Source organism: Paenibacillus faecis (genome assembly GCF_008084145.1).
GTDB classification, from domain to species: domain Bacteria; phylum Bacillota; class Bacilli; order Paenibacillales; family Paenibacillaceae; genus Fontibacillus; species Fontibacillus faecis.
Window position 1 is genome coordinate 104,103 of record NZ_VSDO01000002.1, and the last position, 12,553, is coordinate 116,655.

Genomic DNA, 12,553 nt, shown 5'->3' on the forward strand with positions numbered 1-12,553 from the left:
GCTGATCTTCGCGGTTCTGTCACCTTTGCGATTACGCCGAATGGACGTTTCTTTTTTTCTTACGGGTGGGCGTGAGTTGCTGTGACAAGGGCCCAGTCTTCCGCATATGATGCCTAAGACGATCATCATTGTGGCAAAGGGGAGGACGGCTCTGAAAAAGCGAATCAAAACCACGAGAACCGGTAGCAGAGCGAGAAAGTCGCTCTATTTCGTAGATAACCCGGATATTGACGAGTTAATGATGTTGGAGGAAACCGAGGTCAGAAAGGAGGAAGTTACGAACGAGCCAACGCGGGAGATGAAAATTCACCAAACGATCTACGCTCCTCCGCAACCTCCGGTGAAGGAGGTTTTTGTAGAGGAACAAGCGTCAAAGGGTAATTCCGACAAAGAAGCGGATTTTTTGACTGAGGAGCGGGAAGAGCAATTGGAAGTCATATTAGCTGAAAAAAAAGCTACGGCTTCCTCAAAAGGAATTATCTATACGGATGATATCACGGAATACGCCGTAACCGGAGACAAAATCGCGCCCTATACGATCGACGCCACCAAGCTGAAATTCGGTACGGTCGGTTCGGCATGGATTGCCGATTATTCGGTGCTCGGCAGCAAAATCGCCGACGGTGCGGTCAGCGGGTCCAAAATAGCGCCTTTGGCCATCCGCGGCGATCATTTGGTTGACGGAGCGGTGGAAGGACGGAACATCCGTGACCGTTCCATCAGCGGCAGCAAATTGGAAGACGGAAGCGTCACTGTAGATAAGCTGGCCGACGGGATCATTAATGGCAATAAACTGGCGGACGGCTCCATAGAGAGCCGCCACTTAAGCGAATGGATCGTCACGACCGATCTGCTTCAGGACCAGGCGGTGACCTCCGAAAAAATCTGCAGCGGTTCCGTCAAATCCATCCATCTGGAGAACGGAGCGGTCGACAATTCGAAACTGGGCGATTTCTCCGTGACGTCTTCCAAGCTCCGCGACGGGGCTGTGACGGGTGACAAGTTGCAGGCAGGCTCCATAGAAAGCCGCCATTTGGCCGAGAACGCCATTACGGTTCAACATCTGGCTCCGGGCATGATCGGCCGCGAACATTTGGGGCCTTCAAGCGTGGGGGCCGAGCAGCTAAGCGAAGACAGCGTCAAATCCGGACATTTGGCGGACCGGAGCATTGAAGCCCGGCATCTATCCCCGGGGGCGGTGCACGCCGAACATCTTCAGCCGGGCAGCATCGGGGAGCGGCAAATCGGCAAAGGCGAGATTCATGGAAGACATTTGGCCGACAAAAGCATCCAGTCCACGAAACTGGCGGATCAATCCATAGGAACGTCGCAATTGGTGGATCAGGCGGTAACCTCTTCCAAAATAACGGATCAGAGCATTCTGCCGAGCAAAATCGCCGATGAAGCCGTGCAGACCCGACATCTCGCCAAGTCCGCCGTTCACGGCCCGCAGCTTGCTCCCGAGTCGGTAACGACGCTCCATTTGACTCCCGGTTCGGTAAACGGGGAAAAAGTCGCCTTCGAAGCGATACAGGGCTGGCATTTGGCGGCCGGAACCGTAACGGGAGATAAAATAGCGCCAGCCGCGATTTCCGAAGGGCTGCTCGCCGCCGATTCGGTGACCGGACGGCATTTGCAGACGGGCAGCATAACCGGCGCCAAACTAACGGACGGCGCCATTACCGAGAGCAAGCTGGCCGACGGCTCGGTCAGCAGCCGGGCGATCGGCCAGGAACAGGTAACTTCCGGGCATATCCGGTCGGAGGCCATCCATAGATCGCATCTGGCGGATCGCAGCATTGACGGAAGCGCGCTTCAGGAAGGGAGCATTCGGGAAGAGCATCTTGGAGACGGGACGATATTTTCCCGGCATTTGCAGGACTTCGCGGTGACTTCCTTAAAGCTTTCTCCCGAAAGCGTAACGACCGACAAGCTGAACGACCTGGCCGTGACGGCTCCCAAATTGGCCGACGGGAGCATCACCGCTTCAAAAATCGCTTCCGGGGCTTTGGAATCACGGCACTTGTCACCGGGTGCGGTGCAGGCCGAAAGTTTGGCCGACGCTGTTGTGAAAGTTAGGCACTTGGACGCCAACGCCGTGGGATCGGGGCAGATTCAACCGGCGGCGGTTCAGGAGTTTCATTTGGCCGAGGCTTCCATTTCCGAACGGGTGCTGCAAAATGAGTCCGTCACCGCAGCCAAATTGGCGGCGGGATCGGTTCGCCCCGAGCATTTGGAAGAAAGCAGCGTTTCTGGCGCTCACCTGGCGACCGGTGCGGTGGAATCCCGTCATATCGGAAACGGGGAGATCACCAAGGAACATTTGTCCGAGGGGCTGAAGCAGGAAGGGGTTCTGCCGGAGAACGGCATCGGCGGGGCGGATCTCCAGCCGTCTTCCATTCAACGAGCCCATCTGCAGAAGGGGATTGTCGACGGGGAAGTCCTCCAGGAACAGGCGGTGGGTCCGGCCCATCTTCGTCCCGATACCGTGCAAAGCCACCACTTGGCGGAGGCGGCTATCCTTGGGGAGCATCTCGCCGAGGGCGCGGTGAATGCGCGTCATGTGGCCGACGGAAGCATCGATGGCCGCTTGCTTGGAGAACAGGTCGTGACCGGCCGGCATCTGCAAACCCATGCCGTCGCTATCGACCATTTGGCCCCCGAGCTGCAGGAGAACGGTCTGCTCCCCGTTGGCGGGATCGGCAGCGACGATCTTCAGGCCGGCTCGATTCGCAAATCCCATTTGCAAAAGGGCAGTGTGGACGGGACGATTTTGCAAAATGAATCCGTGGGCGCGCTGCATTTGAAATTGCAGGCGGTGCAGTGCTATCACATTATGGATGAAGCGGTGCAAAGCCAGCATGTGTCGTCGGGAAACATCCATTCCCACCACTTGGCGAAAGGGATTATCGATGCCGTTCATATCGCCGAAGATGCGGTGCAATCGGGGCATATCGGTGAGAACGCGGTTTCGTTCCGGCAATTATCGGCCGAATTACAGCGGGACGGTCTGCTGCCTGCATCGGGAATCGGCGGAGAGCAAATCCAAGCGGGCTCGATCGGTCCGCATCATCTCCAGCCGGGGACGGTGAACGCCGAGACGCTTGGAGCCGGAGCGGTAGGCCCGTACCACCTGCAAGCCGATGCCGTTTACGGGCATCATCTGACGGCGGGCTCGGTCCAGGAACATCATATCGGGAATGGTGCGGTGCATCGTCAGCACCTGTCGGCGGAACTGGTTGAAGCGGGCCATTTGGCCGACGAAGCGGTGCAATCGCGGCATATCTCTCCCGGCAGCGTGGAAACCTGGCAGTTGTCGGCGGAATTGCAGCGGGACGGTCTGCTGCCGCAGGCGGGGATCGGCGGAGAACAATTGCAAGCGGGCTCGATCGGTCCGCATCATCTCCAACCGGGAGCGGTAACCTCCGCGACGCTCGGTGCCGAGGCGGTAGGTCCGGACCATCTGCAAGCCAATGCCGTTTACGGCCATCATCTGTCGGCAGGCTCGGTGCGTGAACAGCAGCTCGGGAACGGCGCCGTCCAGCGTCAACACCTGTCGGCGGAAGCGGTTGAAGCGGGCCATCTGGCCGACGAAGCGGTACAAACGCGGCATATTTCTCCCGGCAGCGTGGAAACCCGGCATTTATCGGCCGAACTGCAGCGGGACGGTCTACTGCCGTCGTCAGGGATCGGAGGAGACCAACTGCAAGCGGGATTGATCAGCCCGCACCATCTTCAACCCGGAGCGGTAACTTCGGTGACGATCGGTGTCGAGGCTGTGGGCCCGGACCACCTGCAAGCCAACGCCGTGTACGGCCGTCATTTGACGGCGGGCTCCGTGCAGGAGCAGCACATCGGGGACGGTGCGGTGCAGCGTAAGCATCTGTCGGCGGAATCGGTGGACTCCGGCCATCTGGCGGATGAAGCGGTGCAGACGCGGCACATCGCTCCAAACAGCGTGGAGTCATGGCAGTTGTCGGCGGAATTGCAGCGGGACGGCTTGCTGCCGCAGGAGGGCATCGGCGGAGAGCAAATCCAAGCGGGCTCGATCGGTTCGCATCATCTCGAGCCGGGAGCTGTCAACGCGGAACTGCTTGGTGCCAAAGCGGTAGGTCCGGACCACCTGCAAGCCAACGCTATATATAGCCGCCATTTGACGGCCGGATCAATCGGTTCGCATCATCTCCAACCAGGAGCTGTCAACGCGGAGTTGCTTGGTGCCGAGTCGGTAGGCCCGGACCACCTGCAAGCTAACGCCGTGTACGGCCGCCATTTGACGGCGGGCTCCGTGCAGGAGCAGCATATCGGGGACGGTGCGGTGCAGCGCCAGCATCTGTCGGCCGAATCGGTGGACTCCGGCCACCTGGCGGATGAAGCGGTGCAGACGCGGCACATCGCTCCAAACAGCGTGGAGTCCTGGCAGTTGTCGGCCGAGTTGCAGCGTGACGGCTTGCTGCCGCAGGAGGGAATCGACGGAGAGCAATTGAAGGCGGGCTCGATCGGCTCGCATCATCTCCAGCCGGGAGTTGTCAACGCGGAGTTGCTTGGTGCCGAGTCGGTAGGCCCGGACCACCTGCAGAGAAGCGCCGTGTACGGCCGCCATCTGACGGCGGGCTCCGTGCAGGAGCAGCATATCGGGGACGGTGCGGTGCAGCGTAAGCATCTGTCGGCTGAATCGGTGGACTCCGGCCATCTGGCGGATGAAGCTGTTCAGACGCGGCACATCGCTCCAAACAGCGTGGAGTCCTGGCAGTTGTCGGCGGAATTGCAGCGGGACGGTCTGCTGCCGCAGGAGGGAATCGGCGGGGAGCAAATCCAAGCGGGTTCGATCGGTTCGCATCATCTTCAGCCGGGAGCGTTGAATGCGGAGCTGCTTGGTAACGAGTCGGTAGGCTCGGACCACCTGCAATCCAACGCTGTGAATGGGCGTCATCTGTCGATGGGCTCGGTGCAGGAACACCATATCGGGGACGGCGCGGTGCAGCGCCAGCATCTGTCGGCGGAATCGGTAGACTCCGGCCATCTGGCGGATGAAGCGGTGCAGACGCGGCACATTGCTCCAAACAGTGTGGAGTCCTGGCAGTTGTCCGCCGAATTGCAGCGAGACGGCTTGCTGCCGCAGGAGGGAATCGACGGAGAGCAATTGAAGGCGGGCTCGATCGGTCCGCATCATCTCCAGCCGGGAGCTGTCAACGCGAAGTTGCTTGGTGCCGAGTCGGTAGGCCCGGACCACCTGCAAGCCAACGCCGTGTACAGCCGCCATTTGACGGCGGGCTTGGTGCAGGAGCAGCATATCGGGAATGGTGCGGTGCAGCGTAAGCACCTGTCGGCGGAAGCAGTGGACTCCGGTCATCTGGCGGATGAAGCGGTGCAGACGCGGCACATCGCTCCAAACAGTGTGGAGTCCTGGCATCTGTCGGCCGAATTGCAGCGGGACGGCTTGCTGCCACAGGATGGAATCGGCGGAGAGCAATTGAAGGCGGGCTCGATCGGCTCGCACCATCTCCAGCCGGGAGTTGTCAACGCGGAGTTGCTTGGTGCCGAGTCGGTAGGCCCGGACCACCTGCAAACCAACGCCGTTTATAGCCGTCATTTGACGGCAGGCTCGATCGGTTCGCATCATCTCCAGCCGGGAGCCGTCAATGCCGAGTTGCTTGGTGCCGAGTCGGTAGGCCCGGACCACCTGCAAGCTAACGCCGTGAACAGCCGTCATCTGTCGATGGGCTCGGTACGGGAGCAGCATATCGGGAACGGCGCGGTGCGGCGTCAGCACCTGTCGGCGGAATCAGTGGACTCCGGTCATCTGGCGGATGAAGCTGTTCAGACGCGGCACATTGCTCCAAACAGTGTGGAATCATGGCAGCTGTCCGCCGAATTGCAGCGGGACGGTCTGCTGCCGCAGGAGGGAATCGGCGGAGAGCAGCTACAGGCGGGCTCGATCGGCTCGCATCATCTCCAGCCGGGAGCCGTCAATGCCGAGTTGCTTGATGCCGGGTCGGTAGGTCCGGACCACCTGCAAGCCAACGCCGTATATAGCCGTCATTTGACGGCCGGATCAATCGGCTCGCATCATCTCCAGCCGGGAGCCGTCAATGCCGAGTTGCTTGATGCCGAGTCGGTAGGTCCGGACCACCTGCAAGCCAACGCCGTATATAGCCGCCATTTGACGGCCGGATCAATCGGCTCGCATCATCTCCAGCCGGGAACTGTCAACGCGGAGTTGCTTGGTGCCGAGGCTGTAGGCCCGGACCACCTGCAAGCCAACGCCGTGAACAGCCGCCATTTGACGGCGGGCTCCGTGCAGGAGCAGCATATCGGGAACGGTGCGGTGCAGCGTAAGCACCTGTCGGCTGAATCAGTGGACTCCGGTCATCTGGCGGATGAAGCTGTACAGACGCGGCACATCGCTCCAAACAGCGTGGAATCATGGCAGTTGTCCGCCGAGTTGCAGCGTGACGGTCTGCTGCCTCAGGAGGGAATCGGCGGAGAGCAGCTGAAGGAGGGCTCGATCGGCTCGCATCATCTCCAGCCGGGAGCCGTCAATGCGGAGTTGCTTGGTGCCGGGGCTGTAGGCCAGGACCACCTGCAAGCTAATGCCGTGAACAGCCGTCATCTGTCGATAGGCTCCGTGCGGGAGCAGCATATCGGGAACGGTGCGGTGCAGCGTCAACACCTGTCGGCGGAATCGGTGGACTCTGGCCATCTGGCCGAAGAATCGGTTCAGACGCGGCACATTGCTCCAAACAGCGTGGAGTCATGGCAGTTGTCCGCCGAATTGCAGCGTGATGGTCTGCTGCCGCAGGATGGAATTGGCGGGGAGCAATTGAAGGAGGGCTCGATCGGCTCGCATCATTTCCAGCCGGGAGCTGTCAATAGCGAGACGCTTGGCGAAGACGCGGTAGGATCGATCCATTTACAGAGAAACGCCGTATACAGCCGCCATTTGACGGCGGGCTCGGTGCAGGAGCAGCATATCGGGGACGGTGCGGTACAGCGACAACACTTGTCGGCGGAATCGGTGGACTCCGGCCATCTGGCGGAAGAATCGGTACAGACGCGGCACATCGCTCCAAACAGTGTGGAGTCATGGCAGCTATCGGCCGAATTGCAGCGGGACGGCTTGCTGCCGCAGGAGGGGCTAAGCGGTGGAGATTTACAACCCGGCTCGATCGGGAGCGGTCATTTACAGGCTGGGGCAGTGACGACCGAAAAGCTTGCTTCCGATGCTGTAGGCAATAGCCATCTTCAAGCCAATGCCGTAGACAGCCGGCACCTCTCAGAGGGAGCCGTCCTTGAAGAGCACCTGGGCGAGGCGTCGGTCGGCGCGGGGAAAATTCAGCCCGGCGCGGTCCGGCCCGAGCATTTGAGCTTTACTCCCGTTCAAGCCCCTTCCGGGCATCCGACACTTCAGCAGTTCGGCATGTGTCCGTTCTTGCTTTCCAGAAACGAGACTTCCGCCGATGTTACCGTCATGTTTGAGGAGCCTTATCCCAATGAACATTATGTGCTTGTCGCGATGACCAATCAACCCGCTTATTATGTCACCATAAAGGAACAGTCCCGGGAATTGGCGGTGGTGGAGATCTCGAGGTTGAAAGAAAGCCACTTTAATTACGGTTACATCACATGGATTGCAATTGGCTCATTAGATTAACACGAACAAGGAACAGGGCGGCCGCGCCGGGAACTCCGCGCGGCCGCCTTACGTTTCAAAAGAAATTAGGTCTTAAGAACCAGTCGCAAGGATGGTGGAATTGTCCCGCCTCGCTATTTAGATGCGGTCGCGGGATGAAACGGGCGGGTAACGTTCCTGTCGAATCGGATAGGAGTCTGTCGAAAACGACAAAATTAGAGCCGTTCAGATTATATACAGTATTTCCCTTTCTTTTGTATAATAACTTTATTACATATAGAGCGGGGGGAGCGACGTGCATGGGCTCGCCTGGAGAAAACTAGGGTTTGTCATTCTGTGCTGCTGGATTCTGGCCGGTTGTCAGTGGGCGGATCGAATGGCGGAGGATCTCGTAAGGGAGACCGCGGCGATCCTTCAGCCAATCAAGGAGAAAGCGAATGCCCCGGAAACCAAACCGGAACAAAGTACGCAGGAGACTAGACCCGAACCCAAAAGGAATGCCGATTCCGAAGCGGCGCCGATAACCGGAAATTTAACGGTTGCCGATTTAAAGAACAAATACAGCAGCGCCCACGCCGAGATTCGAGGGCCTGCGTCTTTGGCTCGGGTGGAACCCGACGAACACTTTTACATAACGTTCAAAACTTTCTTCGGAGAAGAGCTGCGCCCCGAAGATATCGTATCCGTACATACCGATCCGAAGGTTCTTCCCGAGAGCAGGGTCGATTACCGGGCCGAATTTGCGGAGGAAGCAAACTCCGGTTCCAGGGTCGTACTGTCCCCGTCCCTATACGGTGTTTTGACCTCAAATTATACGTATCGGGCCGGCGAAAATATGTGGGGAAACGCCCCCAAATACTATATCCGCATTAATTACGACATGAACTCGGCCAAGCCTGTTCACCTGGATTCGCCGATCGTTGTTCCCTTTACGGTGAAGTCGGCGCTGCCCGCGCCGAAGGTTGCCGCTCAGATTGACGGGGAAGGGCGATTAAAGCTGACCTGGAACCCGGTGGAAGGAGCTGAGGTCTATCATATCTACAACGATATGGCCGGTCTGGCCGGCGAAGGGAAGAAACAGCTTCCCAAAACCGGTGCCGAGGAAGGGTTTAAAGATAACTATCCGATTTTAATCGGAGTCACGACGCATACCGAATTTGATGATTTTATGATGGATGGCAAAGGAGGGTTGAGTTACTTCTCCTCCAGGGATAGGGTTTCTTCCCAAAACTTAATGGTGAGCGGAAACTATTACGTGACGGCCGTCAGAGGGAAAAGCGAATCCAACTTCAGCGAAACGGTTCAAACGTACCCGCTGCTGGAGAAGCTTCCGTCCCGATTGACCAAGGAGGCCTCGAACCGGTTGTTGGGCTTCCGGAGTCTGGACGATCTGCCGGAAAAGGTGGACGTCGAGAATGTGGATGGAAGTGTGACAAGCCGAAGAATCGTCTACGATACGGCGCGGCTGTCATCCCCGGATGAAGGAGAGGCCTCCGACCGTTTGTATTACAGAGTTTTGGGAACGGCCTTAAGAGGCTGGTTGAGCTTTTACGACCGCCCGACGGATCGGGAAATCCGGATGTTGGAGAGTCGGCAGGAAAGTGTTCCCGAAGCGGAATTGGAGGCGTTCCTTCTGGACGACGAGACGTCTTCGGAGCCTCAAATCGAAGTCAAGACTTGGAAGGAACGGTTTCCCGAGGAGAATAAAGGCACGACCGAACGCAAACGTTGGGATCGTCAGCTCGTTCCGGATCCGCCCATCCTGAAGCAAGTGAATATTCACGCGGATTCGGCCCTGGAAGAGTACCTGGCCAGATTCATGATCGACGGCCAACGAAAAATACCGCTTCGCGCTTTTCCCGAAGCCGAGGATGAGGACCAGCTCTTCGATGCGCTGAATAAAGTGTATTATCAAAACCCGATGATTCTCGGCGTCAAAAGTTACAGATACAGCTATTTCAGCGAATCCCTTATCGTGAATTACCATGATTCGCAGCGGACGATCAAGGAGAAACAAGCCGAAACGCTGAAGGCGGCAAGACTCATTTTGTCTTCTATGATCAAGGAAGGGATGACCGATGAAGACAAACGGTTGGCCATCTACGATTATTTGAACGACAATGCCGTTTACGACGACGAAGCTTACAAAAATTCGAAAGCTCACGATTTTGAATATGTCGATGATCAATTCTCCGACGCTTATACCCCCTACGGCGTTTTGGTCAAGCAGAAGGGGGTCTGCATGAGCTACGCTTATGCCTTCAAGCTGCTTGGAGATTTGGCTGGCTTGGAAAGCATCGTCGTTACCGGGACGCTGGACGATATCCCCCATGCCTGGAACAAAGTCCGCATCGGCGAGGACTGGCTGAATGTCGATGCGACAAACGGCGCCACGAATGCGGGGGTACCTTATTTTTTGTATAATGCCAGTGATCAATTGGCCGAAAAGCTGAAGTTTCATTTCGACGAGGACTATGTTTTGGACAGCGAGTTGAGCGATTACGCCGGCAAATCAAACTCCCGGGATTATTATGTCTCCCATGGCCTTGAAGCCAAAACGCTGGCGGAGTTCAAAAAGAAACTGGCCGCCGGTTTGCAGCGGGGGGACGAAGTTATTTCGCTCCGTGTCGCCTCCAATCTGGATGAAGATGACTTGATGGAGGCCGCCTCGGATACGTTTTATCAAATTTCGCCGGAACTCGCGGAGTCTGCGGATTACTACGAAATGGAGAATTATGTGGTGATTTATCCATAGTAGATGCGTCCACCCGGGAGCCAAGCATGTCATCCGCTTCTTGCCGTAGTATAATGAAACTATCATTGCTATGGAGGAATCTAGTGTGACATTGATCAGGCAACTGGGGAATCAGGATGAGTTTGTCGGGTTTTACCTGCTGAAATCGCTGGAAATCAAACAGACGAACAGCACGCCGCCCAAGGATTATCTGGATATGATGCTATGCGACGCCAGCGGGGAGCTGCCGGCCAAACTGTGGGATGCGTCCCCGACCGATAAGGAAACCTTCTTTCCGATGGGGCTCGTCAAGGTGAAAGGATTGGTACAGACCTACCGGGACAAACTGCAGGTGAAAATATTGCAAATTCGCCCGGCCAAGGCCGAAGACGGGGTGAAATTGACGGATTTTATCCGCTCCGCGCCGATTTCGTCGGAGGAGCTGGTACAGACAATCAGGAACGTCGTCAACGGGATTGCCGATGACGAAATCCGGGAAGTCGTGCGTTTTTGCGTGGGAAAGGTGGAGGAGAAACTGGAGCATGCTCCGGCGGCCAAGACCCACCACCACGCTTATTTCGGCGGCTTGGCCTATCACATGGTGCGGATGCTGGAGCTCGGCGATTTTCTGTGTAACCAGCGCCCGTTTTTAAACGCCGACCTGTTGAAGGCCGGCATCATCCTGCATGATATCGCCAAGCCGGAAGAGATGGTGGCGCAGCTCGGCATCGTGTCGGAATACAGCGTCCAGGGCAGGCTGGTCGGGCATATCGCCATGGCCTCGAATTGGATTACCGAGGCCGCCGTCCGGCTCGGAATCGGACTGGAGTCGCCCAAAGTGCTCAGCCTTCAGCATTTGGTGCTGTCGCACCACAACCTGGGTGAATGGGGGAGCCCGGTTCAGCCGCAAATGGCCGAAGCGGTGGCCCTGCATTTTATCGACGCGATCGATGCAAAGCTGCAGATGGTGGAGGATGCGTTAAATACGACACCGGAAACGGAAGAATGGACGCCGTTGATCCGCGGGCTTGAGAACAAGGCCGTGTACCGGACCAAACTCCAGGGTTAAATTCACCGCACTTATACGTTGAATCGACATAAGGCTGCCGCACGGGAGGATGATCCACCGGTGCGGCAGCCTTTTTATCATGATCGAAAAGTCGGGGCCGAAGTTAGATATTTTGGGCGTAACGGGGCTCGGGAACTTTGGTCAGAATGACATACAGCGAGGATGGTTCACTGCCCGAATTGGTATACGAAAACATCTCTTCCCCCGCCAAGTGTACGATTTCCCCTTTCGCCAATTCGGATTCGACGCCGTCCACGGTCACCGTTCCGTCTCCCGCAAGACCGAGAAGGTAGACGTCCGTCCCGGGGTGCCGATGAGCGGGCAACTGCTGCCCTGGCAGGAAGTTCAAAACAAATACCACGCTTTCGCCCTTTTGAAAAGCGATTCGCTTCGTAAATCTCCCCTCCTGATAATCCTGCAGGCTAGCCAATGATTTTTTCTCCATGTGAATCCCTCCTTGCCTTTATCCTACCTGTCCAGGGAAGAGCAAACCTTGATTCAAATCAATTTTCTTCACAATTGTTGCTTGACGAAGTGCGGAGTTCCATGTATATTAATAAATGCTTTTTAATATTTTACTGCTTATTATTTAAATTGTATAACTATTAAGAGATGAATTAATACAATAGAGAAAGGAGCTGTGGGAAATCAAGGAATGGATAAATAATGGAGGGGTACCGGGGTGGAAAAAGAAGACTTGCTCGAAGTAACGACGATGTTCAGAACTTTGATCAGGGGCATTACCCAAGAATGGAACAAACGCGGGGGTGAGTACAACCTCAGCTTTCCGCAGTTTAAAATGCTGCACATGTTAAGCCGAAGCGGCCCGCAAAGGGTTTCGACCATTGCCGAAAAGCTGGGGCTTACCTCGGCGGCCATTACGGGGCTGACCGATCGACTGGTGTCCGAAGGATATGTGCTAAGGGCCAGGGACGATAGCGACCGGAGAGTCGTTTATATAACCGTAACCGAGTTGGGTAAGGAGATTGTAGACCAAGTGATCCAAGGGCAGGAAGAATCGAACCGGACGATATTCAGTACGCTGGACGACGGGGACATTCAGCATTTGAAGCGGATTTTTTCGCGGATGATTGCCTATTTGGAAAAAGAGAACTAA

General features: G+C 56.7%; 5 protein-coding genes. 4 read left to right on the forward strand and 1 reads right to left on the reverse strand.

Going from position 1 to position 12,553, the window contains the following annotated elements; translation table 11 throughout:
- The first annotated feature begins 130 nt into the window (after positions 1-130).
- The 3 genes from FRY98_RS08405 to FRY98_RS08415 all read left to right on the forward strand — a co-directional run bounded on the left by FRY98_RS08405 (position 131) and on the right by FRY98_RS08415 (position 11,436).
- On the forward strand, positions 131-7,654 hold the full coding sequence (locus tag FRY98_RS08405; protein ID WP_148451327.1) for a WIAG-tail domain: 7,524 nt from the start codon (positions 131-133) through the stop codon (positions 7,652-7,654).
- A 274-nt stretch (positions 7,655-7,928) separates the two neighbouring features.
- Entirely contained in the window at positions 7,929-10,388 is a 2,460-nt protein-coding gene (locus tag FRY98_RS08410) for a transglutaminase-like domain-containing protein (protein ID WP_148451328.1), read from the forward strand.
- Between the two features lie 85 nt (positions 10,389-10,473).
- Positions 10,474-11,436 (forward strand): 3'-5' exoribonuclease YhaM family protein, encoded by a 963-nt coding sequence (locus FRY98_RS08415; protein ID WP_148451329.1) that lies wholly within the window; start codon positions 10,474-10,476, stop codon positions 11,434-11,436.
- 103 nt (positions 11,437-11,539) lie between these two features.
- Here the strand turns inward: FRY98_RS08415 and FRY98_RS08420 are convergent, their stop codons facing one another.
- The gene (locus tag FRY98_RS08420) at positions 11,540-11,881 is read right to left on the reverse strand and encodes a cupin domain-containing protein (RefSeq protein WP_148451330.1); all 342 of its coding nucleotides are present in this window, start codon (positions 11,879-11,881) and stop codon (positions 11,540-11,542) included.
- A 237-nt stretch (positions 11,882-12,118) separates the two neighbouring features.
- On the opposite strand from FRY98_RS08420, the gene FRY98_RS08425 reads away from it, so the two are divergent.
- Positions 12,119-12,553: a MarR family winged helix-turn-helix transcriptional regulator gene (locus tag FRY98_RS08425; RefSeq protein ID WP_225039195.1), complete on the forward strand. Its 435-nt coding sequence runs from the start codon at positions 12,119-12,121 to the stop codon at positions 12,551-12,553.